Source organism: Thioalkalivibrio sp. AKL6, assembly GCF_000376905.1.
GTDB lineage: Bacteria > Pseudomonadota > Gammaproteobacteria > Ectothiorhodospirales > Ectothiorhodospiraceae > Thioalkalivibrio > Thioalkalivibrio versutus.
In genome coordinates this window covers 369,725-395,305 of record NZ_AQXS01000011.1, presented here as the reverse complement: position 1 = coordinate 395,305, position 25,581 = coordinate 369,725, and the positions used below count along the sequence as shown (strand labels likewise).

22 protein-coding genes are annotated in these 25,581 nt (G+C 67.8%); 18 read left to right on the top strand and 4 right to left on the bottom strand.

Going from position 1 to position 25,581, the window contains the following annotated elements; translation table 11 throughout:
- The first annotated feature begins 143 nt into the window (after positions 1-143).
- Together D575_RS0112600 and D575_RS0112595 are read left to right on the top strand one after the other, a co-directional pair.
- Positions 144-608 carry a YbhB/YbcL family Raf kinase inhibitor-like protein gene (locus D575_RS0112600; RefSeq protein WP_018146278.1) on the top strand — a complete coding sequence of 155 codons (465 nt, stop codon included), beginning with the start codon at positions 144-146 and terminating at the stop codon, positions 606-608.
- Between the two features lie 34 nt (positions 609-642).
- Positions 643-2,187: a BCCT family transporter gene (locus D575_RS0112595; RefSeq protein WP_018146277.1), complete on the top strand. Its 1,545-nt coding sequence runs from the start codon at positions 643-645 to the stop codon at positions 2,185-2,187.
- Positions 2,188-2,190: 3 nt separating this feature from the next.
- On the opposite strand, the gene D575_RS0112590 is transcribed toward D575_RS0112595, so the two are convergent.
- The 3 genes from D575_RS0112590 to D575_RS0112580 are packed head-to-tail and all read right to left on the bottom strand — an operon-like array spanning position 2,191 to position 4,045.
- Positions 2,191-2,541, bottom strand: a complete 351-nt coding sequence (locus D575_RS0112590) for a hypothetical protein (RefSeq protein ID WP_018146276.1) — start codon at positions 2,539-2,541, stop codon at positions 2,191-2,193.
- Between the two features lie 27 nt (positions 2,542-2,568).
- Positions 2,569-2,898 (bottom strand): hypothetical protein, encoded by a 330-nt coding sequence (locus D575_RS0112585; protein ID WP_018146275.1) that lies wholly within the window; start codon positions 2,896-2,898, stop codon positions 2,569-2,571.
- A 28-nt stretch (positions 2,899-2,926) separates the two neighbouring features.
- Positions 2,927-4,045 (bottom strand): transporter substrate-binding domain-containing protein, encoded by a 1,119-nt coding sequence (locus D575_RS0112580; RefSeq protein ID WP_018146274.1) that lies wholly within the window; start codon positions 4,043-4,045, stop codon positions 2,927-2,929.
- Positions 4,046-4,130: 85 nt separating this feature from the next.
- Between D575_RS0112580 and D575_RS0112575 the strand changes: the two genes are divergently transcribed.
- The 5 genes from D575_RS0112575 (at position 4,131) to D575_RS0112555 (ending at position 11,335) form a co-directional block, all read left to right on the top strand.
- Entirely contained in the window at positions 4,131-5,375 is a 1,245-nt protein-coding gene (locus D575_RS0112575) for a methyltransferase domain-containing protein (protein WP_018146273.1), read from the top strand.
- A gap of 372 nt (positions 5,376-5,747) precedes the next feature.
- Complete coding sequence (locus D575_RS0112570) at positions 5,748-8,090, top strand: DNA translocase FtsK (protein ID WP_018146272.1); 2,343 nt, start codon at positions 5,748-5,750, stop codon at positions 8,088-8,090.
- Between the two features lie 140 nt (positions 8,091-8,230).
- Entirely contained in the window at positions 8,231-8,902 is a 672-nt protein-coding gene (gene lolA / locus D575_RS0112565) for an outer membrane lipoprotein chaperone LolA (RefSeq protein ID WP_018146271.1), read from the top strand.
- Positions 8,903-9,196: 294 nt separating this feature from the next.
- Complete coding sequence (locus D575_RS0112560; RefSeq protein ID WP_018146270.1) at positions 9,197-10,573, top strand: replication-associated recombination protein A; 1,377 nt, start codon at positions 9,197-9,199, stop codon at positions 10,571-10,573.
- A 9-nt stretch (positions 10,574-10,582) separates the two neighbouring features.
- A complete protein-coding gene (locus D575_RS0112555) occupies positions 10,583-11,335 on the top strand; it encodes a TVP38/TMEM64 family protein (RefSeq protein ID WP_018146269.1) in 753 nt (250 codons plus the stop codon).
- Here the strand turns inward: D575_RS0112555 and D575_RS0112550 are convergent.
- Positions 11,270-11,827, bottom strand: a complete 558-nt coding sequence (locus tag D575_RS0112550; protein ID WP_018146268.1) for a TMEM165/GDT1 family protein — start codon at positions 11,825-11,827, stop codon at positions 11,270-11,272. The genes D575_RS0112555 and D575_RS0112550 overlap by 66 nt on opposite strands.
- A 164-nt stretch (positions 11,828-11,991) precedes the next feature.
- On the opposite strand from D575_RS0112550, the gene D575_RS0112545 reads away from it, so the two are divergent.
- From D575_RS0112545 to D575_RS0112495, 11 genes are all read left to right on the top strand, one after another.
- Positions 11,992-12,234, top strand: a complete 243-nt coding sequence (locus D575_RS0112545) for a hypothetical protein (RefSeq protein ID WP_018146267.1) — start codon at positions 11,992-11,994, stop codon at positions 12,232-12,234.
- A gap of 91 nt (positions 12,235-12,325) precedes the next feature.
- On the top strand, positions 12,326-12,682 hold the full coding sequence (locus D575_RS0112540; protein ID WP_018146266.1) for a DsrE family protein: 357 nt from the start codon (positions 12,326-12,328) through the stop codon (positions 12,680-12,682).
- A 126-nt stretch (positions 12,683-12,808) separates the two neighbouring features.
- On the top strand, positions 12,809-14,134 hold the full coding sequence (locus tag D575_RS0112535) for a nitrate regulatory protein (protein ID WP_018146265.1): 1,326 nt from the start codon (positions 12,809-12,811) through the stop codon (positions 14,132-14,134).
- Between the two features lie 464 nt (positions 14,135-14,598).
- Positions 14,599-15,903, top strand: a complete 1,305-nt coding sequence (locus D575_RS0112530) for a CmpA/NrtA family ABC transporter substrate-binding protein (protein WP_018146264.1) — start codon at positions 14,599-14,601, stop codon at positions 15,901-15,903.
- A 48-nt stretch (positions 15,904-15,951) separates the two neighbouring features.
- On the top strand, positions 15,952-16,890 hold the full coding sequence (gene ntrB / locus D575_RS0112525) for a nitrate ABC transporter permease (protein ID WP_018146263.1): 939 nt from the start codon (positions 15,952-15,954) through the stop codon (positions 16,888-16,890).
- Positions 16,891-16,915: 25 nt separating this feature from the next.
- On the top strand, positions 16,916-17,716 hold the full coding sequence (locus D575_RS0112520) for an ABC transporter ATP-binding protein (protein ID WP_018146262.1): 801 nt from the start codon (positions 16,916-16,918) through the stop codon (positions 17,714-17,716).
- Positions 17,716-20,205 (top strand): nitrite reductase large subunit NirB, encoded by a 2,490-nt coding sequence (gene nirB, locus D575_RS0112515; protein ID WP_018146261.1) that lies wholly within the window; start codon positions 17,716-17,718, stop codon positions 20,203-20,205. Before D575_RS0112520 ends, nirB begins: the two co-directional genes overlap by 1 nt.
- Complete coding sequence (gene nirD / locus D575_RS0112510) at positions 20,202-20,564, top strand: nitrite reductase small subunit NirD (RefSeq protein WP_018146260.1); 363 nt, start codon at positions 20,202-20,204, stop codon at positions 20,562-20,564. The genes nirB and nirD overlap by 4 nt, the downstream gene beginning before the upstream one ends.
- 1 nt (position 20,565) lies before the next feature.
- A complete protein-coding gene (locus D575_RS0112505) occupies positions 20,566-23,256 on the top strand; it encodes a nitrate reductase (RefSeq protein WP_026182155.1) in 2,691 nt (896 codons plus the stop codon).
- Positions 23,257-23,258: 2 nt separating this feature from the next.
- Positions 23,259-24,713, top strand: a complete 1,455-nt coding sequence (gene cysG, locus D575_RS0112500) for a siroheme synthase CysG (RefSeq protein ID WP_026182154.1) — start codon at positions 23,259-23,261, stop codon at positions 24,711-24,713.
- Complete coding sequence (locus D575_RS0112495; RefSeq protein WP_018146257.1) at positions 24,710-25,561, top strand: uroporphyrinogen-III synthase; 852 nt, start codon at positions 24,710-24,712, stop codon at positions 25,559-25,561. The genes cysG and D575_RS0112495 overlap by 4 nt, the downstream gene beginning before the upstream one ends.
- Positions 25,562-25,581 lie beyond the last annotated feature (20 nt).

The following is a 25,581-nucleotide window of genomic DNA, read 5'->3' as shown; positions in this document are numbered from 1 at the left end:
CGCACGGAGCGGGCTCTGTGTGCAACCGTGCGGGGTTGGTTCGTTGACCGGGAGCAATTCCGGTCGCGATCCGGTCTCGCGGCGGTTGACCCGCTGGCGGCGGCGGGGGAGGCTGAGGATCTGTGGATACAGGAGACGAGGGGATGCGGCTGATCAGTCCTGCCTTCCGTGACGGCGAAGTGATGCCGACCGAGGTGTCGGCCCGCGATGCCAACGAGCTGCCACCACTGGAGATTCATGAGGTTCCGGATGGCGCACAGAGCCTCGCGCTGATCCTCGAGGACCTGGATTCGCCGCTGGGCGAGGTGACGCACTGGCTGGTCTGGAACCTGCCGCCAGACACGCATCGGGTGGACTCGCTGCATCTGCCGAGTCAGGGGCGCGTGGGCCTGGATGCCTTCGGCAAGGCCGGGTATCTGGGCCCGATCCCGCCGGAGGGCTGCCACCACTATCGTTTCCGCCTGCTCGCCCTGGATGAGGCGCTGGATTTGGCGCCGGGTGCGACGCGTACGCAGTTCGACGTCGCGGCCGAGGGGCATGTGCTGGCCAAGGCCGATCTGACCGGCGGGCTTTGTGCGGGCACCCCGGACTCCGACGCGTCGAACTGATGCCCATCCCCGGACTGAAGCCAGGCCGTTCATCATGAGCCAGTACCGCCCGGAAGCCTTTTTCTCCACCGTCAACCCCACCGTGTTCACCGCCTCCGGGATCATGGTGGTGGTGTTTGTTGCCTTCGGGGTGGCCTTGCCGTCCACCGCCAGCATGGTGTTCGACGGCATCCACGGATTCATTACCGAATACCTCGGCTGGGGCTACCTGCTGGTGGTCACGTTCTTCCTCGGGTTCCTGGTCTGGCTGGGGTTCAGCCGCTACGGCGCGATCCGGCTGGGGCAGCCGGACGACCGGCCGGAATTCGGGTTCGCCGCCTGGTTCGCGATGCTGTTCTCGGCCGGCATGGGCATTGGCCTCGTGTTCTGGAGCGTGGCCGAGCCGGTCCTGCACTATCAGAACCCGCCGACCGGTGATGGCGAGACCGCCGAGGCCGCGCGCCAGGCGATGGTCTACACCTTCTTCCACTGGGGGCTGCATGCCTGGGCGGTGTACGTGGTGCTGGGGCTGTCGGTGGCGTACTTCAGCTTCCGCCACCGCCTGCCGCTGACCATCCGCTCGATCTTCTACCCGCTGCTGGGGGATCGCATCTACGGCCCGATCGGGCACGTGATCGACATCCTTGCGGTGTTCGGCACGTTGTTCGGGCTGGCCACCTCGCTGGGTTTCGGCGCGATGCAGCTCAACACCGGGCTCAACGTGCTCGTGGACATGCCGGTCTCGCACTGGTACCAGGTCGGCATCATCACAGCGATCACGGCGGTGGCCGTCTTGTCGGTGCTCTCCGGACTGGATCGCGGGCTCAAGTGGGTCAGCGTGTTCAACCTGGTGCTGGCGATCAGCTTCATGCTGTTCGTGCTGTTTGCCGGGCCGACGCTGTTCATCCTGCGCTTCCTGCTCGACTCCACCGGCGGCTACTTCCAGCAGCTGATCGAGCTGAGCCTGTACACCGACGCAATCGGCGGCTCCGAGTGGCAGAAGGACTGGACCATGTTCTACTGGGCCTGGTGGATCGCCTGGTCGCCGTTTGTGGGCATCTTCATCGCGCGCATCTCGCGCGGGCGTACCATCCGCGAGTTCATCGTCGGCGTGCTCGCGCTGCCCACGCTGTTTGTGTTCGCCTGGATGGCGATCTTCGGCGGGACCGCGCTGCACATGGAGCTGTTCGATGAAGGCGCGGGCATCGCCGCTGCGGTCGCCGAGGACACCACCGTAGCCCTCTACGCGACCCTGGCCCAGCTGCCGTGGACGACCCTCGCCTCCGGGATCGCCACGCTGCTGATCGCGACCTATTTCATCACCTCCTCGGCTTCGGGTACCTTCGTGGTGGATGCGCTGATCTCGCGCGGCTCGAAGCACTCGCCCAAGCGCCAGCGTGTGATCTGGGGCATTATCGAGGGCGCGGTGGCTGCCACGCTGCTGATCGTCGGCGGCGAACGCGCGCTGGACAGCCTGCAGACCGGCTCGCTGACCGCCGGGCTGCCGGTCGCGATCATCCTGGTCTTCTGCTGCTTCAGCCTGATGCGCGCCCTGCGCCGCGAATACCGCGTCGAGGGCGTGGAGCCGCCCTGGCGTTGAAGGCTACGCGGGGCCGTCCGGGAGCGTGCGCAGCAGGTGTTCGATCTGCTCCGGCTTGATCCCGGCGATGTCCTTGATGGGCAGGGTGACGGCAAAGCCGTTGCCCAACTGGCTCAAGTCCAGTTCCGTGTCCAGCCGCTCCAGCATGCGTCGGGCCAGTCCGGCCTCGAGGACCATCAGTAACACCTTGCGGCCGGACGAGTCTTTCAGGTCCATCACCGGGTTGCGCCGCAGCTGGGCGATGCCCTGACCGTCCAGCAGGGTCAGTCCGGCGGCTCCGACACGCTGAACAATCTCGATGGCGCGATCGGCCTGACTGCGAGGGACTACGGCGACGAGCAGAACGAATTGCATGGCGAAGTCTCCGGCGTTCGGAACGTGTCAGGGCGTATGCGTCAGGTGGCCGACGAATTCCATGCCCTGCAGCGCGGCGGTATCCAGGGTAAAGGCAAGTCCGTTGTAGGGCTGAAACAAGTCCATCTCCAGGTTCAGACGGCGGGCGATGCGTTCGGCCTGCTCGGTCTCCAGTTGCCATACACAGACCGATTCGTTGCCCTGGTAGGTCACACCGAGGAAGGTCATGTGCTCGGGGAAGCCGAGGCCCGAGCCGTGCAACACCGTGCCGTCCGCGCCGCCTTCTTCGTCGGCGATGGCCAGGGCCTGTTCTTCGCGGTCCTGGTCGATGATGGCCACCAGAAAGGTCTCCGCCATGAGGCGTCTCTCCCTGCTGCGGTTCGCGTCAATTACCGAGGTAGCGGCGCAGCACCCGCTGCCACTCGTCGGATTCCAGAATCTCGAGGATAGCCACGTTCATCGGGGCGCGCAGCGGCGAGCCCTGGGGCAGGGCCAGGGCATAGTCCTGGCGCAGGAACTCGACGGGTAGCACCTCCAGTTGACCGGCGAAGTGTTCGCGCACCTGGTAACGCAGCAGCGGGGCGTCATAGACCATCGCGTCGGCGTGCCCGTTGGCGACCGCGTCGAGGGCGGAGCTCAGGTCCGCGTGGTCGCGGTAGGCGAAGCCCTGGTCGTCCAGCCAGGCGGCGGCACTGGAGCCGCCGATGGTGGCGATGCGCTGGCCCTCCAGGTCGGAGACATTCTGGATGCCGGTATCCAGTGAGCTGACGGTCAAGGTGGTGGCGATTGCGGCGGTGAAGGTGGAAACCAGGATCAGGGCCGCGAACATCCAGACCAGCGCGATCGCGCGGCCGGGCAGGGTGCGCGGGGCCTTGTCGCCGTAGCCGACCGTGGTCATGGTGACGGCGGCCCACCAGAAGGCCGAGCCCAGCCCCTGTGCGGAGCTGCCGCCGAACTCGTCGGCGTTGCGGTGACGCTCGAACAGCCACAGCAGTGCGCCGACCAGCAGGAGCAGGCCGGCGAGCGCGAGGATGACCATCAGGAATGGCATCGAGATGAATGCCCGCAGGGCGCCGGCGACCGGGTTGCCCTGCTGGGGCACGGCAATGGACAGCCCGGTGCTGTAGTACGGATGGGTGAAGTCGACGCGCTCGGCGCGCTCGGCGGTCGCGGTGAGGGCCGCGACCGAGACATCGATGCGGTCGTCCCCCAGGCCTGTGATCAATGCCTCGAGGCTGACCTCCCGGTACCCGTAGTCCAGTTCCAGGCGTTCCGCTACCCGTTCCCAAAGCTCGATCGCGATGCCGGTCGGGGCCGCGTCGGCCGCGTCCGGGGCGATCACGAACGGCGACACAAAGCGGGTGCCCACGCGCAGGTTGGAATCGAGGTCGGCGGCGCTGGCCCCCGTCTCCTGGGCCTGGGCGGCGGGGATCGCCAGCAAGGCGGCGAGCAACCAAAGGGCCGTGGCGAGCAGTGCGGAGGGCGCGATCAGGGAGCGGGGCATGCGAGCTTCCGGTGCGGGCTTGGTCGTACCATAACCGGTACGCTGTCACCGTGGCAGTCCGTGTTGCCGCGTCAGGAGAGAGCCCATGCGGGACCCGTTTGCCAACTGGATCGAGGCGCCATCCCGGTCGAACCCGGGCGACGTAGCGGATATCGGGTTCATGCTGGACTGGGCGAGTGACGAGGCCCGTCACCGCGAATGTCTGTTTCTGCCGAGGCTGTTGCCGGAGCGGGACCACTGGCCGGGTGATCTGGGCGCCGCCCTGCACGGGCTGGGAGTGGGGGCGGTACACGAGGCCTCCCGGGCGTCAGCCGCGGCCCTGGTCCCGCCGTCCGAGGTGGATCGGGTGCGGGAGCTCCCGGCGTCGGCGTTCAATCGTGGCCTGCGCAGGCATCGCCGGGTGGAGCCCCGTGCCGGTCGTTTTTACCCGAGGGCGTTCATTGCCGGCCATGCGGGCATCGATGCCGGGGATCGCGAGTTGTTCCGGGTCGGGGCGCTGGAGGAGGACCGCCTGGTGGCGGATCTGAACCATCCACTGGCGGACCATGAGCTGCGGTTGCAGGCGCGGGTCATGGCCCGCCACGCCCACGGGCGTGATGACGACCACTCGGTGGATGTGGCCCGGCTGCTGACGGCCCGCGGGCCGGGCATGCAGGCCCGCTGGCGCGGACGGCCGACCGACTTCTGGACCGACGGCGCGCTGGAACGCGAGGATCCGGACCCCGATGCCGCGTTTTATGCCGAACCCCGCCGGGTACACCACCTGGATGCCACCGCGCGCGCCGAGATCGCCGCACTGTATGGCGCCTGCATCCCGCCCGGTGCGCGGGTGCTCGACCTGATGAGCAGCTGGGAGTCGCACCTGGACCGGGTGGAGACGCCGGAAGCGGTGATCGGGCTGGGTATGAACACGCAGGAGCTGGCGGACAACCCCTGCCTGGCGTCCGCGCATGTGCAGGACCTCAATGTGCAGCCCGAGTTGCCGTATGCGGCGGGGAGCTTCGACGCCGTGGCCTGTACCGCGTCGGTCGAGTATCTGACGCAGCCGGAGGCGGTGTTCCACGCGGTCCGCGAGGTGCTGCGCCCGGGCGGGGTGTTCGTGGTGACGTTCTCCAACCGCTGCTTCCCGACCAAGGCGGTTGCGGTCTGGGAACGCCTGTACGACTTCGAGCGCATGGGGCTGGTGCTGGACCTGTTCCTGCGCGCCGGTTTCGCGGGTCTCGCGACCTTTTCCCTGCGCGGCCTGCCGCGGCCGGCGGATGATCCCTATGCCGGCCGGCTGAAGCATGCGGACCCAGTGTTTGCGGTATGGGGTTATCGATGGGACTGAGGGATGGGCCTTTGCCGACACGGGCGGGGGCTTCGCGGGCAGGCCCGCTCCTGTAATGGCAGGGCTCGCTGAGCCGAGGCAGCCTGCCGGAAAGCGATCGGACCGGACTCGGTTCTCAGGCTGGGCAGGTCTGGCCCCCCGAAGAACGTTTTAACCGGTAAACTGCGCGATGATCCCGGGAAACGCCGATTCATCGGCGTTTCCCGGCGGCACAAGGAGGTGCCGCCGCAATCGACCACCGCAGGGGGTTGATTGTGAAGCAAGCTGCAAACCGCGTTTGCAGTGCAGCGTGCGCTGAGAAAGCCAGGATGGCTTTATTCAGCGCTTCCTTGAAAAGTTGCCCGCGCCGCGGGCCGGACCAGTGGGGAGCGCATGGCCGCAAGCAAGGCCAAATCCGGGGGCAAGGGTGCCAAGGGCAGCAAGACGGCAGAGCCGGCCGCACCGCCGAGCCTGAGTGGGCAACTCCTGCGTGGGCTGCGCGAGGGTGCGCTGCTGATCTTTGGCATGCTGGCGCTGTATCTGCTGGTGGCGCTGGCGAGCTATCACCCGGGCGATGCCGCCTGGTCGACCACCGGCGACGGCGAGGGTCTGCGCAATCTGGGCGGCACCACGGGCGCCTGGTTCGCTGATATCGCTTTTCATCTGCTCGGCTATCTGGCCTACCTGATCCCGCTGGCCGTGGGTGGTATTGGCTGGTGGCTGTTCCGGCATCGCCGCGAGGCGCAGATCGCCAGCCCCATGGAGCTCACCGTGCGCGGGCTGGCGTTGATCGTGGCGCTGATCGCCGGCTCGGCCCTGGCCGCGCTGCACCTGTTGCCGGGCGGGATGCCGGTCCATGCCGGCGGCATCCTCGGCGACCTGTTCGGCGGCTGGGCGGTCGCCGGGCTGAGCCTGGTGGGCGGGACACTGGTTCTGCTGGCGCTGTTCCTGGCCGGGGTGACCCTGTTTACCGGGCTTTCCTGGTTCCTGCTGATGGATCGTCTCGGCCAGCTGGCCGTGCGCGGCTGGGAGCGTGCCCGCGTGGCGATCGACTCGGCCCGCGACCGCCGCATCGGTGCCCGCGAACGGGCCGAACGCGAGACCCGGGTAGAGAAGGAACGCAAGCGTACCGAGAAGCGCATGCCCTCGCGGGTGGAGCCGCGTATCGAGGCGCCGCCACCCAGCCCGCGGGTGCAGAAGGAGAAGCAGGTCCCGCTGTTCTCCGAGGGGACGGGCGCGGATCCACACCCGCCGCTGGCCCTGCTGGACGAGGCGCCGCCGCCGCCCGACGGATTCTCCGAGGAGTCGTTGCAGGCGCTCTCTCGCCTGGTGGAACTGAAGCTGAAGGACTTCGGTGTGGAGGTCGAGGTGGTTGCGGTGCAGCCGGGGCCGGTGATCACCCGCTTCGAATTGCAACCGGCGGCCGGGGTGAAAGCCTCGCGCATCTCCGGGCTGTCCACCGATCTCGCGCGTTCGCTGTCGGTGATGGCGGTGCGCATCGTCGAGGTGATCCCGGGCAAGTCCACGGTGGGGCTGGAGATCCCCAACGAGAACCGCGAGATCGTGGCCCTCTCGGAGATCCTGCGTTCGGATCTGTTCGACTCGAACAAGTCGCCGCTGACCATGGCGCTGGGCAAGGACATCGGCGGCGGGCCGGTGATCGCGGATCTGGCGAAGATGCCGCATCTGCTGGTCGCCGGGACGACCGGTTCCGGGAAATCAGTGGGCGTCAACGCGATGCTGCTGTCGCTGCTGTACAAGTCCACGCCGGAAGACGTCCGCCTGATCCTGATCGATCCGAAGATGCTGGAGTTGTCGGTCTACGAGGGCATCCCGCATCTGCTGTGTTCGGTCGTCACCGACATGAAGGATGCCTCCAACGCCCTGCGCTGGGCGGTGGCGGAGATGGAGCGGCGCTACAAGCTGATGTCGGCGATGGGCGTGCGCAACATCGGCGGCTTCAACAAGAAGGTGCGCGATGCCCAGGCCGGTGGCGAGCCACTGAAGGACCCGTTGTTCAAGCCGGAGGAGGCGATCACCGAGACCGAGGCGCCGGAACTGGAGCCGTTGCCGTTCGTTGTGGTTGTGGTCGACGAATTCGCCGACATGATCATGGTGGTGGGCAAGAAGGTCGAGGAGCTGATCGCCCGGCTGGCGCAGAAGGCCCGCGCCGCCGGCATCCACCTGATCCTGGCCACCCAGCGTCCGTCGGTGGACGTGATTACCGGGTTGATCAAGGCGAACATCCCCACCCGCATCGCCTTCCAGGTCTCCTCGCGCGTGGACTCGCGCACCATCCTCGATCAGATGGGTGCCGAGCACCTGCTGGGTCACGGCGACATGCTCTACCTGCCGCCGGGCAAGGCGATGCCCGAGCGCGTGCACGGCGCGTTCGTCAGCGACAACGAGGTGCATCAGGTGGTCGAGTACCTCAAGTCCACCGGCGAGCCGGACTACAACGACGCAATCCTCGACGAGCCCGAGGCCGGTGCGGCCAGCATCCCGGGGTTGGAGTCGCCCGAGGGGAACGGCAACGAATCGGACCCGCTGTACGATCAGGCCGTGCAGGTGGTCATCGAGTCACGCAAGGCCTCGATCTCGTTCGTCCAGCGCCGGCTGAAGATCGGCTACAACCGCGCCGCGCGCATGGTCGAAGACATGGAGGCCGCCGGCCTGGTCAGCCAGGTACAGTCGAACGGCAATCGCGAGGTCCTGGTTCCCGGCCCGAACGACTGAGCGCCCCGAACCCGAGGGCGTGGTTGGTGTCCATGTCCCTGATCGCGTGACGCGGTTCGTCATCCCTGTGCGACACATTCACGCCGGGTTAAGCCTCGCGGCGCATCATGAATCGCATACTCATCCATCCTGGAGACTGCATGAACGCTCGTCCCCTTACGTGTCCGGGCGCCCTCTGGCGGGCCCTGTCCCTTGGCCTGGTACTGGCCTTGACCGCCGTTCCGGCCCTGGCCGCCGACCGCGGTATGGAGGATGCCCGCGCGGCGCTGGATCGCTTTGTCGATGGCCTGGAAAGCTTCTCCGCCGAATTTACCCAGACCGTGCGCGACGACACCGGCTACGTGCTGCAGGAGTCCGATGGCCGCATGCAGCTGGGGCTGCCCAATCGCCTGCACTGGGAGGTGACCGAGCCGTTCCCGCAGACCATCGTCTCCGATGGGCAGGATCTGTGGATGTACGACCCGGACCTGTCGCAGGCCACGGTGCGCCCGCTGGGGGATGCCTTCGACGCCACGCCGATCGCCGCGATCACCCAGCCGGAGCGTCTGGACGAGCACTTCCGCATGTCACTGCGCCCGGTGCCGGGCGGCGATGCCTTGCGCCTGGTGCTGGTGCCGCGCAACGAACAGGCCGACTTCACCAGTCTGGACCTGGACCTGACCGCGGATGGCGACCTGACCCGCATGGCCTTCCGCGACATCTTCGGCCAGGAGACCGTGATCCTCTTCCACGAAACCGAACGCAATGGCGAACTCGACCCGGGCGTGTTCACCTTCGACCCGCCGGCCGGGACCGACATCTATCGGCCTTGAGCGAGGTCCGCTCGCGGGTTATCTGCCACAAAGCGCACAGAGGCCACGGAGAAAACAAAGGCTTTCAGGGAGCGTAGGATGCGTTGAGCGCAGCGAAACGCATCGGTCGGAAGGCGGCGATATTCCGGGTGATCGATGTTGATGCGTTTCGCTTCGCTCAACGCATCCTACCCATGGGCTGTGATACCCCCTTGGGTTGTCTCCGTGCCCTCCGTGGTTCAATAGCCCTTCTTCGTACCTTCGTGCACTTCGTGGTGAACAAGGCTCTTCGGCTCGAGGGGTTACAATCCCTCCATGAGTGATTCCCCCGAAGGCGATCTGTTCGGCCCCGATCCGGACGTGGCCTCGCCCGAACCCGAACCGGCCCCGGTAGCCCCGGATCCCTCGGCGCCGCTGGCCGAGCGCATGCGTCCGGCGCGTCTCGACGAGATGGTCGGCCAGGACCACCTGGTCGGCGCCGATGCCGCGCTGCGCCAGGCGATCGAGCAGGGCCAGACCCCGTCGATGATCCTCTGGGGCCCGCCCGGCTGCGGCAAGACGACGCTCGCGCGGCTGGTGGCGGCGGCCGGAGCCCAGCGCCTGGTCACGCTGTCCGCCGTGCTGGCGGGGGTCAAGGACGTCCGTGCGGTTGTCGAAGCCGCGAAGGCCCGCCGCCGCAATGGTGTCGGGACGCTGCTGTTCATCGACGAAATCCACCGCTTCAACAAGGGCCAGCAGGACGCCCTGCTGCCGCACATTGAGGACGGTACGCTGACCTTCGTCGGCGCGACCACCGAGAATCCTTCGTTCGCACTCAACAGCGCGCTGCTGTCGCGCGCGCGGGTCTATCGCATGGAGGCGGTCGGGGCGGAGGCCATCGAGGCCCTGATCGACCGGGCCCTCAATGACCCCGAGCGCGGTCTGGGCGGGCGTGGCCTGACGCTGGACCCAGAGGAGCGTCAGCGTCTTGCACGCGCCGCCGATGGCGATGCCCGGCGTGCCCTGAACTGGCTGGAGACCGCCTCGGACCTGGCGCGCGATGGCGCCATCACCGGCGACGCGCTGCGCGCGGTGATGGGGGCGCAGTCACTGGCCTTCGACCGTCAGGGCGATGCCTTCTACGACCAGATCTCCGCCCTGCACAAATCCGTGCGCGGGTCCGATCCGAACGCCGCGGTGTACTGGCTCACCCGCATGCTGGATGCGGGCTGTGACCCGGACTACCTCGGTCGTCGCCTGCTGCGCATGGCCTACGAGGACATTGGCCTGGCCGCGGTTGGCCTCGGTGCGCGGGTGCTGGCGGCCTGGCAGACCATGGAACGTCTGGGCCGGCCGGAAGGCGATCTGGCGCTGGTACAGGCAGTGATCGAACTGGCCTCCGCACCCAAGAGCAACAGCGCCTATGCCGCGCTGAACGGCGCGCGGGCCGCGATCCGCGACAGCGGCAGCGCGGGCGTGCCCCTGCACCTGCGCAATGCCCCGACCGAGCTGATGCGTGCCGAGGGCTTCGGTGCCGGGTATCGCTACGACCACGACGAACCGGACGGGTTTGCGCGTGGACAGGTCTATCTGCCCGAAGGGCTGGAAGAAGCGCGCTTCTACAGTCCGCGCCGGGATGGTACCGAGCGCGCGCTGGCGGAGCGTCTGGAGCGTCTGCGCGCCGGCGGTGAAGATCCCGGGGACGGGGGCTGACGGGGTGACATGAGGATTCGACATCACAAGAGCTGGCTGACGGTCGCGGCGATCCTGTTCGGGATCTCGCTGGCGTGGATCCTGTTGACCACCGAGTGGCCCAGCCTCGGCGTTCCGCTGGGCGAGCTGGAGGTCTGGCTGCTCAGCTGGGGCCCTGGGGCCTACCTGGTATTCGTGCTGGCGTTTGTCGTGCTGGCCCTGTTCCCGCTGCCGAGCACCTTCTGGATCCTGCTGGGCGGCGCCTTGTTCGGCCCCTTCACCGGTGGCGCCCTTAGTCTGCTGGCGGCCACCGTGGCGGCGGTCATCGCCTTCATGCTGGCCCGCACCTGGCTGCAACCCTGGCTGGTCCCGCGCATGGGGCCGCGCAGTACCCGGCTGCGCGAGGATGTAGAGGCCGAGGGCTGGCGTGTGGTGGCCCTGACCCGGCTGGTGCCGGTGTTTCCGTTTGCGCCCACCAACTATGCCCTGGGACTGGTGCGCCTGCCGCTGCCCGTGTTTGCACTGACGACGGTGGTGGCGCTGATCCCGGGCCTGTTCGCCTATGCCTGGCTGGGGCATGCCACCCGCGAGGTGGCCAGCGGGGCCGACAGCGGGGTGCAACTGGGTCTGGCGCTGCTCGCGGTGCTGGCATTGCTGCTGTTGCTACCGCGCCTGGTGCGGCGCATCTGGCTGGGACAGAAGATGCTGCGCTCGGAGTCAGACCCAGGCGAGCAGGACTCCGAGGCCCAGGGCGAAGAACAGCAGCGCGGCGAGCGCGCGTAGCAGCCGCAGCGGCAGGTGGCAGGCGAAGCGCTGTCCCAGCCATACGACCGGCGCATTGGCCACGACCATGCCGATGGTCGAGCCGATCACGACCAGGATCAGGTTGTCGAAGGTCGCGGCCAGCGCGGCGGTAGCCACCTGCGTCTTGTCGCCCATCTCGACCAGGAAGAACAGCACCGTGGTGGTCCAGAACACGCCGTGTTTCGAGGGGGCTGGCAGCTCGTCCTCGCTATCCGGCACCAGCACCCAGGCGGCCATGACGATGAAGCCGAGCCCCAGCCCCCAGCGCAGCCACGCGTCCGGCACGCTCGCGCCGATCCAGACGCCGGCCAGCGCGGCGAGGAAGTGATTGGCCAGGGTCGCCACCACGATGCCCCAGATGATGGGCCAGGTCTGCTGGTAGCGGCAGATCAGGAGCAGCGCGAGGAGCTGGGTCTTGTCGCCCATCTCGGCGATGGCGACGATGACGGTGGAGACGAGCAGGGCTTCCATGATGGTCTTCCGGGCCAGGCGGCCAATGCGGGCAGCGGTGAGGCCAGGGGGTTCCCGGGCCTGCCGCGTCGCGCCCCCCTGAAGCAGGCAAAAGTGTAGAAGGCGGCCCCGTTACCGGCAAGAACGGGCTGCGCCGTGCGCGGGCCTTGGGTAGGATGCGCGCGATGAAAGCCTTCGTACGCTGGGTCGATCGCGCACCGCTGTGGCTGTTTGCCCTGCTGGTGGCCACGCTGGGCCTGGCCCCCTGGATCCCCGAGCCGCATGTCGCGGAGAAGCTGCGCTGGCTGTTGGCCGGCGAGCTGAACCGGTTGTGGGACATCCTCGACCTGGTCATGCACGCCATCCCCTGGCTGCTGATGGCCTTCAAGCTCTACCGGACCAGCGTTACGGCGAGGGGCAGGCCCTGATCCGAGTGTTTCTCCGCGGCTTGTGGGAAATCGACGCCGGGCGTGCCTGCCGCTACGGTTGCAGCACGTTTCAAGCACTCAGGAGAACCCCATGCGCTTTATTGTTGCTGTCACCGCCGGTACCGACGACCCCACCCGTGCGACGCTCGGCATGATCGCCGCCAACGTGGCCAAGCAGCAGGGCCATGACGTGACCGTCTGGCTGCAGGGCGAGGCCGTGAACATCGCCAACCGCAATGTCTACGACAAGATCGTCGGCCACAACATGCCGGCAATGAAGGACATCGTCGATTCACTGGTCAGTGAAGGCGTCCCGTTCTGGGCCTGCGAGGCCTGCGCCAAGGGCCGCGACGTCGGCGAACACAACTTCCTGCCGAACGCCGAGATGGCCGGCATGGGCCAGTACGTGCAGGCCGTCGCCGAGTTCGACCGCTCGATGAGCTTCTGATCGTTCATCGTTGCTCGCGGGCGGGGGTGTGATCCCCCGCTCGTTCTGATCTCCCGCCCCTGCCAGTGCCCCGAACTGGCACATCGCGTGCTTGTTTGTTCCGCGAGGCATCCGCGGATCATGAGCATGAGTCAGAATCTCCCCCAGAATACCCCGTCCCCGAGCGTTTCGTATGAAGAGGCTATTGGCGATTTCCTGGTCGCCTCGCGCAAATGCGAGGTAGTGAGCCTGGAGCGCCTGCTGGAGGCCGTGCAACTGGTCGGGCGCATCCGTGCCCTGGTGCATCAACTGCAGCGTGAACGCGGCGCTTCCAGCCTCTGGATCGGCTCGGCTGGCCAGCGTTATGCCGAGGAGCTGGGGCAGTATCGAACCGAATCCGACACCACGGCGGCGGCCTTTCGCGAACACCTTGATGGCTGGTTACAGCCGGGGGCCTGTGCCCATGCACGCGGCCGGTTGCTGGGACGCATGGCACTGGCCTTGCACGGACTGTCCGGGCTGCCCAGCCTGCGCGAGGAGGTCAACGAGCGCACGCTTTCGCCAATGGAGGCGATGCGCGGCTTCAGCGAACTGATCCGTTCGCTTCTGGGCGTGGTATTCGAGGCTGCGGACTCGGCTACCGACCCGGAGGTCTCCGGTGCACTGGTCGCTCTTTTGAACTTCATGCAGGGCAAGGAGCTTGCGGGTCAGGAGCGTGCGATCGGCGCGGCCGGCTTTGGCCAGGGCGTGTTCGACGGCGAGTTGCGTCAGGCCCTGCTGCACCGCATCGATGCCCAGGAGCGTTCGTTTCACATCTTCTCCGAGTTTGCCCCGGAATCGGCCTGCGGTGCCTGGCGTCAGTTGCAGGGCGCGAGCTTCGCGGCCGAGGTCGAGCGCCTGCGCCGTCAGGCCTGCACCCAGGCCGATGGCCAGCCGGACCCGGCGCGGGCCGAGGCCTGGTTTGCCTGCGCCACCGCGCGGATCGACGCGATGAAGGAGATCGAGGACCGGCTGGAGATGCATCTGAACGAGTGCTGTTCGGCGCGTATCGCGGCGGATCGCGCGGACCTGGGTGCGGTGCGTGACCGTATCGCGCAGCTGGCCGAGTCGGAGCTGCGTGACAGCGTGCCGTATGCGGTGTTCTTCGGTGCGCCCGAGGGGCTGGATTCCGACGGCGTGGGCGGCGATAACCCGCTCAATGTGCCGATCGTCGGACATTCGGTGATGGACCTGGTGCAACGCCAGGCCAGTCGTCTGCAGTCGGTGGAGGACGAGCTGCAGGCGGCGCGCCAGGCCTTGGCCGAGCGCAAGACGATTGAGCGAGCCAAGGCACTGCTAATCCAGCATCGCGGCCTGACGGAGGACCAGGCCTACAAGCTCCTGCGCCAGACTGCGATGAACCAGAACCGGCGTCTGGCCGAGGTGGCCGAGGCGACCGTCGCCATGTCCGACCTGCTGGGGAAGGGCCTGTAGGAGCCGCCTTGGCGGCGAAGCCCCTGCCAAAGTCCGGCGCGGGCAGGGGCTTCGCCGCCAAGGCGGCTCCTACGGCGGGTTAGGTCGCCCTCTGGCAGCGCACTATTGCAGGTCAACTGCACCGCAAGTGCGCCCCAGGCTGGTGCCTTAGGGATCGGCTTCCGGACTTCGGGCTTCCCGCAAGCGTTCGACCCGGTGTTCGAAACCATCCGATTTTTCCGCGCCACGTGGCGATTGTTTCCCGCATGGTCGCCTAGCAACGGCTAATTGGCACACCTCCTGCAGGAGTATGGGCAAGACGAGCCAACGGCGGTTCGTCGCCTGACAACAGGGAGACCCGATGACCGGGGCTCCCGTGAGACTGGACAAAGGCGTCCATCACCCGGCTGCACAAGCGGCCGGGCTGATGCGACGCCTTTTGTCGTTTTTGGGATGTGTTTGCTGACAAGGGGAGTGAACCCGTAATGACCGATCAAACGAACGACACGAAGAACACCTCCGGCCTGTCGCGCCGGCGTTTCCTGGGCGGCATGGCCGCCGGAATCGGCGCCACGGCAATGGGCCTTTCGGGCGCGGCGCCCTGGGGCTATGCGAAGGCCGGCAATGGCAAGCCGGAGACCACCGAGGCGAAGCTCGGCTTCATCGCGCTGACGGATGCCGCACCGCTGTTCATTGCGCTGGAGAAGGGCTTTTTCGCCGCTCACGGCATGCCCGATGTGCAGGTGCTGAAGCAGTCCTCCTGGGGCACGGTGCGCGACAACCTGGATCTGGGGTCGCAACGCGGCGGAATCGATGGATCGCACATTCTCACGCCAATGCCCTACCTGATCCATCGCCGGGGCACGCCGATGACGATCCTCGCGCGACTGAACCTGGCCGGGCAGTGCATCTCGGTCGGGGACGAGTACGCGGACCTGAAGGTCGGCACCGACACCACGGAGTTCAAGGGCGCCCTGGCCGAGAAGGCCGCCGGCGGTGACGACATTCGTGCGGCGATGACCTTCCCGGGCGGGACCCATGATCTGTGGATCCGCTACTGGATGGCCGCCGGCGGGATCGATCCGGACCGCGACATCGCCACCATCGTGGTCCCGCCGGCGCAGATGGTTGCCAACATGCGCGTCGGGTCCATGGACACCTTTTGTGTCTGCGAGCCGTGGAACATGCAGTTGATCAATCAGGGCATCGGCTACACCGCCAACACCACCGGCGAACTGTGGCACAACCACCCGGAGAAGGCGCTGGGCATGCGTGCCGACTGGGTGGAGGCTCATCCGAACGCGGCGCGCGCCCTGACCATGGCGGTGATGGAGGCGCAGATGTACTGCGAGGACCCGGCGAACAAGGAGGAGGTCGCCGAGATCTGCTCGCGCCGGCGCTACATCCACGCCCCGTACGGCGACATCATCGACCGCATGCAGGGGAACTTCGACTACGGCACCGGCCGCGTGGTCGAGGACCACCCGGACCAGATGCGCTACTGGAAGGACCACGCCTCCTACCCGTTCAAGAGCCACGACCTGTGGTTCCTCACCGAGGACATCCGCTGGGGTTATCTGCCGCCGGATCTGGACATGCCGGCGCTGGTGGACGAGGTCAACCGCGAGGACATCTGGCGCGAGGCGGCCGCCGAGCTCGGTATCGACTCTGCCGACATCCCCGCGTCCACCTCGCGCGGCAAGGAGGCCTTCTTTGACGGCAAGGTCTTCGATCCCGAGAACCCGCAGGCCTATCTCGACAGCCTGGACATCAAGGCGATCGCGTCCTGACGCGGTGGCCCGACGACACCCGAAAAAACGATTCAAGAGGATTCCGCCATGAGTGCCATTCTCGACCGCACCATGACCTTCGGCTCCGGGCGCGAGCGCCCGGTGGTCGAGGCATCGCCCACCCGGCCCGTGGCCCGGAAGGCCACCACCATTGCGGCCAGACCCCAGCCGCGCCCCGGGGCAGATCCCGGGGCCTGGGCCCGGCGCCTGCGCAATACTGCCGCGGTCGTGGTGCCGCCGGTGGTCGTCACAGCGCTTTTTTTGCTTATCTGGGAGATGATGGCGTCCTCCCCGGGAGCCGTGTTGCCCGCCCCGAGCCAGGTGATTACCGACACCTGGGAACTGATCGTCAATCCCTTCTATGACTACGGCGGCAACGACGTCGGCATGGCCTGGCAGTTGCTGGCCAGCCTCGAGCGCGTGGCCTATGGCTATGCGCTGGCGGTGGTCGCCGGCATTGGCCTGGGCGTGCTGGTGGGTCAGTCCACCTGGGCGATGCGCGGTCTGGACCCGTTGTTCCAGGTGTTGCGCACCGTGCCGCCGCTGGCCTGGCTGCCGATCTCGCTGGCCGCGTTCCAGGCCAGCAATCCGTCGGCGATCTTCGTGATCTTCATCACCGCGATCTGGCCGATCATCATCAACACCTCCGTCGGTATCCGGAACATCTCGCAGGACTACGTGAACGTGGCCCGCGTGCTGCGCCTGAACGGCTTCGAGTACTTCACCAAGATCATGCTCCCGGCCGCCGCGCCGTATGTCTTTTCCGGTTTGCGCATCGGGATCGGTCTCGCCTGGCTAGCGATCGTGGCCGCCGAGATGCTGATCGGTGGTGTTGGTATCGGCTTCTTTATCTGGGATGCCTGGAACGCCTCCATGCTCAGCGACATCGTGCTCGCGCTCGTCTACGTCGGCCTGGTCGGGTTCTTCCTCGACCGTCTGGTTGCCATCGTCGGCAACTGGGTTACCCGTGGCACGCAGGCCGGCTGAGCCGGCCCCTTACAGGAGAAACATCATGACCAGCTATCTCTCCATTGAACACGTCCACAAGACCTTTGGCGAAGGGCCTTCGGCTACCGAGGTGCTGCGCGACGTCGACCTGCACGTGGACCGCGGCGAGTTCATCTCCATCATCGGCCACTCCGGCTGCGGCAAGTCGACGGTGCTCAACATCGTCGCCGGGTTGCTGGAGACCAGCACCGGCGCGGTGATCCTGGACGGGCGTGAAGTGAGCAAGCCGGGACCGGATCGCAGCGTGGTGTTCCAGAACCACTCGCTGCTGCCCTGGCTGACGGTGCGCGACAACGTCGCTCTGGCGGTGGACAAGACCTTCAAGGGCACCAAGTCGGCGGCCGAGCGGCGCGAGTGGATCCTGCAGACGCTGGAGATGGTCGGCATGGGCCATGCACTGGACAAGCGCCCGGACGAAATCTCCGGCGGCATGAAGCAGCGTGTCGGCATCGCCCGGGCACTGGCGATGGAGCCGAAGGTACTGCTGATGGACGAGCCGTTCGGGGCGCTGGATGCGCTGACCCGGGCCCACCTGCAGGACGAGGTGATGCGCATCCAGTCGGATCTTGGCAACACCGTGCTGATGGTTACCCACGACGTCGACGAGGCGGTACTGCTGTCCGACCGCATCGTGATGATGACCAACGGCCCGGCCGCGACCATCGGCGAGATCCTGGAGATTGACCTGCCCAAGCCGCGCGAGCGTCTGGCGATGGCCGACAACCCGCAGTACAACCACTACCGGGCCGAGGTCCTGCGCTTCCTCCACGAGCGTCACAAGAACCCGGAAGCGGAGGCTGCGTAATGAACACGTCAAACGACAAGCCGCGGCTGGTCCTGATCGGCAATGGCATGGCCGGGATGCGCACGGTCGAGGAGCTGCTGAAACTCAAGCCCGACATGTACGACATCACCGTGTTCGGGGCCGAGCCCTGGGGCAACTACAACCGCATCATGCTCTCGCCGGTGCTGGCCTCGGAGAAGACCGTCGACGAGATCATGCTGAACGACGATGCCTGGTATGCCGAGCGCGGGATCACCCTGCACAAGGGCAAGCGCATCGAGCGGATCGACCGCGTAAGCCGCCGGGTGATCGCCGAAGACGGCACCGAGGCGCCGTATGACCGGCTGTTGCTGGCGACCGGCTCGGATCCGGTGATGATCCCGGTACCGGGGGCCGACCTCGACGGCGTGGTGGGCTTCCGCGACATCCACGATGTTGAAGCGATGCAGGCCTCTAGCCGTGAGCACAAGCGCGCGGTGGTCATCGGCGGTGGCCTGCTGGGGCTGGAGGCCGCCAACGGCCTGATGCGCCAGGGCATGGACGTGACCGTGGTGCATCTGATGGATCACCTGATGGAGCGCCAGCTGGACCCCGCGGCGTCCGGCATGCTGCGCGCCTCGCTGGAGGAACGCGGCCTGCAGTTCCGCATGGCGCACCAGACCCAGGCCATCCTCGGGAACCAGCGGGTGACCGGCGTGCGCTTTGCCGATGGCAGCGAGATCGCCACGGATCTGGTGGTGATGGCGGTCGGCATCCGCCCCAACACCGCGCTGGCCGAGTCCGCCGGGCTGCACTGCGAGCGCGGCGTGGTGGTGAACGACACCATGCAGACGTATGACCCGGCGATCTACGCGGTCGGCGAGTGCGTGCAGCATCGCGGTACCACCTATGGCCTGGTCGCGCCGCTGTGGGAGCAGGCCAAGGTCTGCGCCAATCACCTCGCGGAATACGGTATCGGGCGTTACGAGGGCTCGATGACCTCGACCAAGCTGAAGGTGACCGGGATCGACCTGTTCTCCGCCGGCGACTTCACCGGTGACGAGACCACCGAGGATCTGGTGTTCCAGGACGCCGCGCGCGGCGTCTACAAGCGCCTGGTGCTGAAGGACAATCGCATCCAGGGCGCGGTGCTCTACGGCGACACCCTGGATGGCTCCTGGTACTTCCAGTTGATGCGCGACGGCACGCCGGTCGCCGACATCCGCGAGAACCTGCTGTTCGGGCAGGCGCATATCGGCGACTCCGGCCACGGCGACGAGGCCTCGCGGGTGGCGGCGATGCCGGACAACGCCGAGATCTGCGGCTGCAACGGTGTGTGCAAGGGCGAGATCGTCCAGGCGATCAGCGAGCACAAGCTGTTTACGCTGGAGGACGTGCGTGCCCATACCAAGGCCTCGAACTCCTGCGGCTCCTGTACCGGGTTGGTGGAGTCGCTGCTGGCGACCGCGCTGGGCGGCGACTATTCCGACGCCCCGGCGAAGAAGCCGGTCTGCGCCTGCACCGACCACAGCCACGACGAGGTGCGCGCGGCGATCACCCGCGACGGCCTGAAGACCATGGACGCGGTCTTCCAGGCCCTCGACTGGCGGACCCCGAACGGCTGTCACGTCTGCCGCCCGGCGCTCAACTATTACCTGCTGGCGGCCTGGCCGAAGGAGTACCAGGACGACGCCCAGTCGCGCTTCATCAACGAGCGCGCCCACGGCAACATCCAGAAGGACGGGACCTACTCGGTGATCCCGCGCATCTGGGGCGGGGTGACCACGCCGGCCGAGCTGCGCGCGATCGCCGAGGTGGCCGAGCGTTACGAGGTGCCCACGGTCAAGTTCACCGGCGGCCAGCGCATCGATCTGCTGGGCGTGGAAAAGAGCGACCTGCCAGCCATGTGGCGCGATCTCGGCAAGGCCGGGTTCGTCTCCGGCCATGCCTACGGCAAGGCCCTGCGCACGGTGAAGACCTGTGTTGGCTCCGAGTGGTGCCGTTTCGGCACCCAGGACTCCACCGGCCTTGGCATCCAGCTGGAACGGATGAGCTGGGGCTCGTGGACCCCGCACAAGTTCAAGATGGCCGTTTCCGGCTGCCCGCGTAACTGCGCCGAGGCGACGATCAAGGACCTGGGTGTGGTCTGCGTGGACTCCGGCTACGAGCTGCATGTCGGAGGTAACGGCGGGGTGAAGGTTCGCGCGACCGACTTCCTCTGCAAGGTGGAGACCGAGGCCGAGGTGCTCGAATACGCCGGGGCCTTCATGCAGCTCTACCGCGAAAGCGCCCGCTACCTGGAGCGCACCGCGCCCTGGATCGAACGTGTCGGGCTGACGCAGGTGAAGGACCGCCTGGTGGACGACGCCGAGAACCGTGCCGCGCTGTACGCCCGCTTCCTTCAGTCGCAGGAGGTGGCGCAGGTGGACCCCTGGGCCGAGCGGGCCGCCGGCCATGCGGCGCACGAGTTCATTCCCATCCGGCCGGTGGATGGCCCGCCGAAGGGCCCGCGCCCGGAGGTGTCGGCATGAGCTGGATCGCGATCTGCCATCTCGCCGAGATCCCGCCGCTGGGCGCGCGGGTCGTCGCCGGCCCGCAGGGTGACATCGCCGTTTTCCGCACCGCGGACGACCGCGTCTTCGCCCTGCGCGACCAGTGCCCGCATAAGGATGGGCCGTTGTCGCAGGGCATCGTCCACGGCGAACGTGTGACCTGTCCGCTGCACAACTGGGTGATCGACCTGCAGTCTGGCGCGGCCACGGGCGCGGATTCGGGCTGCACACATGCCTTCCCGGTCCGTGTGACCGAGGGCCAGGTGTGGCTGGACCTGGCCGCCTCCGCCACCGATTCGGACGCGGCGCCGGTGGTTGACTGCCGCGAGGCGGGCTGAGATGGCCACATCCGACGCCGTGACGCGCACCACCTGCCCCTATTGCGGGGTTGGCTGTGGTGTGGAGGTGACTGCGACACCGGGAGCCGAGTTTCCGGTGGCGGTGCGCGGCGACGCCAGCCATCCGGCGAACGCCGGGCGCCTGTGTTCCAAGGGGGCTGCGCTGGCCGAGACCCTGGGGGACGAGGGGCGGCTGTTGCACCCGGAAATCGAGGGGGTGCGGGTCGACTGGGACGCAGCACTGGATCATGTCGCGGGAGGCTTTCGCGACGTGATCGACCGGTATGGGCCCGACGCGGTGGCGCTGTACGTCTCCGGGCAGATCCTGACCGAGGACTACTTTGTTGCCAACAAGCTGATGAAGGGCTTCGTCGGCTCGGCTAACATCGATACCAACTCGCGGCTTTGCATGTCCACGGCCGTGGCCGCACACACCCGGGCCTTTGGTGTGGACGGCGTACCGGGTAGCTACACCGACTTCGAACAGGCGGACCTGGTCGTGGTGGTCGGCTCGAACATGGCCTGGGCGCATCCGGTGCTGTTCCAGCGCCTGCAGGCCGCCCGCGCGGCGCGCCCGGAGATGAAGCTGGTGGTGATCGATCCGCGGCGCACGGCCACTGCCCAGGCGGCCGATCTGCACCTGCCGCTGGCGCCGGGCACGGATGCCTGGCTGTTCAACGGCCTGCTGGATCACCTGCGCCGCGAGGATGCGCTGGACCCGGCATTTCTCGAACGCCATGTCGATGGCTTTGCCGACGCCCTGGCGGCGGCCCGCGCCTCCAGCCCGTCGATTGCCGTGACCGCCGAGACCTGCGAACTGGACCCCGAGGCGGTGGCCACCTTCTTCCGCTGGTTTGCTCGAACGGAGCGGACGGTTACCGCGTTCTGTCAGGGCATCAACCAGTCCGACAGCGGCGTGGACAAGGCCGGGACGATCCTCAACGTGCACCTGGCCACCGGCCGCATCGGCCGCCCGGGCATGGGCCCGTTTTCGCTGACCGGTCAGCCCAATGCGATGGGTGGGCGCGAGGTTGGCGGACTGGCCAGCCAGTTGGCCGCGCACATGGGCTTCGACGAAGTGTCCCTGGATCGCGTAAGCCGCTTCTGGAATGCACCGAATCTCGCCCGCAAGCCGGGGCTCAAGGCGTTGGATCTGTTCCGCGCGGTCGAGTCGGGGCAGGTGAAGGCGATCTGGGTCATCGGGACCAACCCCTTGTTCAGCCTGCCCGAAGCCGAACGCTTCGAGCGGGCCCTGCGCGACTGCCCGCTGGTCGTGGTCTCCGACTGCGTGCGCGAGACCGAGACAACCCGCGTAGCCGACGTGCTGTTGCCGGCGACCACCTGGGGCGAGAAGGACGGCACGGTGACCAATTCCGAGCGGCGCATCTCGCGCCAGCGCCCGTTCCGGGAACCCCCGGGCGAGGCGCGTCACGACTGGTGGGCGCTGGCCGAGGTCGCCCGCCGCCTGGGCTTTGCCGAGGCCTTCCCCTATACGCAGCCGGTGGAGATTTTCCGCGAGCATGCGGCCCTGTCCGCGTTCGAAAATGACAGCACGCGGGACTTCGATATCGGCGCGCTGGCCGCGACCGACGCGGCCGTCTTTGAGGCCCTCGAACCGGTGCAGTGGCCGCTGCCCGCCGGAGCCGAGGCGGGAACGGCGCAGCTCTACGCCGATGGCCGCTTCTTTACGGCCAACGGTCGTGCGCGGCTCGCCGCCGTGACCCCGCAATCGCCGACCGACACGATCGATGCCGAATACCCTTTGCGCCTGAACACCGGCCGCATCCGTGACCAGTGGCACAGCATGACCCGCACTGCGAGTACCCCGCGCCTGAGTGCCCACCAGCCGGAACCCTTCGTCGAGATCCATCCGGTGGATGCCGGCCTGTTCCGTGTGCAGGCGGGTGATCTGGCCGAGGTGACCAGCCGACATGGGCGTTTACTAGCGCGGGTGCAGGTGAGCCGCGAGCAACGCCCCGGCAGCGTGTTTGTGCCGATGCACTGGAGCCGCCCGATCGCCCGCCTGGCGCGGGTGGATGCCCTGGTGCCCGCGCATGTCGATCCGGTCTCCGGGCAGCCGGCGTTCAAGCACACGGCCGTCTCGGTGCGCCCAGCGGCGATGGACTGGCACGGCTTCGTGCTGAGCCGCGAGCCGGTGAGTCTCCCGGAGGCCGACTACGCGGTGACTGCGCGCGGCCCGCGGCATCTGCGCTTCGAACTGGCCGGACGCGGCGCGCCACCCGAGATCGCCGACTGGCGGGCACGGCTGGATGGCCCCGGCGAGTGGCTGGAGTTCGCCGACCCCGCGGGCGGGCGCTACCGCGCCGCGCGCATCCACGAGGGCCGGCTTGCCTGCGTGCTGTTCGCGGGTCCCGACCGGGGCCTGCCCGAGCGCGAATGGCTGGGCGGTCTGTTCGCGGCCGAGTCGATCACCGATGACGAACGCATGGCCCTGCTCACGGGCCGTCCGCCGAATGGACAGGCCGCGCGCGGGCGCCTGGTCTGCGCCTGTTTTGGCGTCGACGAGACGCGCATCCGCACGGCGATCCGCGAGCAGGGGCTGGCGAGCTGCGAGGCCGTGGGTGCCTGCCTCGAGGCCGGCACCAACTGCGGCTCCTGCCGCCCCGAGATCCAGACCCTGTTGAATGAAGAATCCGAGGCGCCCACGGATCCCGTGGCGCGGGAGGGATGAGCATGGAACACCTGCCGATCTATATGCAGTTGCACGGCCGCGAGGCCCTGGTGGTCGGGGCCGGTCCGGTGGCCACACGCAAGGCGGCGCTACTGCTGGAGGCTGGGGCGCGGGTGCGCCTGCGGGCCCCTGAGTACAGTGATGCCGCCGAGCGCTTGTTGCGCGAGCACCCGGAGTCGATCACCCGCGAGCCGGGTGCCTACCGAACCGAGTACCTGGGGCAGGTGGCGATCGTGATCGCCGCGACCGACGACGAGACGGTGAACCGCCAGGTCTCGGAGGACTGTGTTGCGCGCTCGATCCCGGTGAATGTGGCGGACCAGCCCCACCTTTGCAGCTTCATCCTGCCGGCCATCGTCGAGCGCGGCCCGCTGACCATCGCAATCGGCTCCGGTGGCCGCGCCCCGGTCCTGGTGCGTCTGCTGCGCGCGAAGATCGAGAGCCTGATCCCGGCCGGCTACGGGCGCCTGGCGGAGCTGGCCGGTCGCCTGCGTGACCGGGTGCGCGCCCACTTCGACAGCGTGAACGCGCGGCGCGCCTTCTGGGAGCGGGCGTTTGCCGGGCCGGCCACCGAGCTGGCCCTGGCCGGGCGCATGGACGCGGCGGCAGAGCGCTTGGAGCTGGAATTGAATGAGGCGGATGCCGCCACGCCGGGCGAGGTCTACCTGATCGGCGCCGGGCCGGGCGATCCGGATCTGTTGACCTTCCGCGCGCTGCGCCTGTTGCAGCAGGCGGACGTGGTCGTCTATGACCGGCTGGTGTCCTCCGAGGTGGTGAACCTGGCCCGGCGCGAGGCCGAGCGTTTCTATGTCGGCAAGGAGCGCGATCACCACTGCGTGCCACAGGCGGAGATCAGCGCGCTGCTCTCGCGGTTGGCGCGCGAGGGCAAGCGCGTGGCTCGGCTGAAGGGCGGCGACCCGTTCGTGTTCGGCCGCGGCGGCGAGGAGCTGGACGTGCTCGCCCGCGACGGCGTGGCCTACCAGGTGGTGCCCGGCATCACCGCGGGCAGTGGCTGTGCCGCCTATTCGGGCATCCCGCTAACCCACCGTGATCATGCCCAGTCGGTGCGCTTCATTACTGGCCATACCCGCGATGGCCGGCTGGACGTGGACTGGTCGCAGCTGACGAACACCCGCGAGACGCTGGTGTTCTATATGGGCCGCAAGGGCGTGGGCGAGATCTGCCGGGGCCTCAAGGGTGCGGGCCGTGCCGGGCGGACCCCGGCCGCGATTATCGAGAACGGCACGACCGCCCGTCAGCGTGTCGTGACCGGCACGTTGGATACCCTGGCCGCCCGCGCCGAGCGCGAACAGGTCGGCTCGCCCAGCCTGATCGTGATCGGCGAGGTCGCCGCCTGCCACCAGCGCCTGGCCTGGTTCCGGCCGGATGCCGGGTCGGCCACGACGTTCCCGCAGCTGATGCCGGCATCCGGTGTCGTGACCGCGAGCGCGGCGTGAGCGGATTGGAGGATCGTACGCATGCGGTCTCTGGCGAGCTGGCCGGCGTCCGAGTCGCGCTCCCGGAGAGCCGTGCACTGGAGGTGTTTGCCGGGCTGCTGGAGCGGCGCGGGGCCGAGGTGTGGCGCTGCCCGCTGGTCGCCATCCACGACAGCCTCGACCAGGCGGCCATCGAGTCCTGGCTGGCAACCGCCATCGATGCCCCGTTCGATCGGCTGATCTTCCTGACGGGGGAGGGGTTTACTCGGCTGACCGGCTTTGCTCGGCGCGCCGGGTGCGAGGCTACCTGGCTGACGGCCGTGGCCGGAACCCCGACGCTGGTACGGGGCCCCAAACCCGGCCGCGCGATGAAACCGTTCGGTGTGCGGCCCGACGCGGTGGCGGCGGCACCGACCACCGAGGGGATCATCCAGACCCTGTCCAGTCAGGACCTGCACGGAGAACGTATCGGTGTGCAGCTCTACGGTGCGGAACCTAACCGTCGTCTGCTGGATTTCCTGGAGCAGGCGGGTACGGAGGCGTTCCCGGTCTGGCCCTACCGCTACGCGGATGCCGCCGAGACCGGGCGCGTAAGCGAACTGATCGAGGCCCTGATCGCAGGGGAGGTGGATGCGATCGCCTTTACCAGCCAGGCCCAGGTCCGGCGTCTGCTGCGGGTCGGCCAGGCCGAGGATCGTCAGGATGCATTGCGGGAGGCGTTGCGGCGCATCATCGTCGCGGCGATTGGCCCCGTGGTGGCGGATGAACTGCACGCTCACGGTATTACCCCCACTGTGGTACCGGATGGTCGATACTTCATGAAACCGCTGGTCTCGGCGCTGGCCCGGCACCTGCAGGCCGTCGTATAGGGAACTTGTGGTGCGGCCGG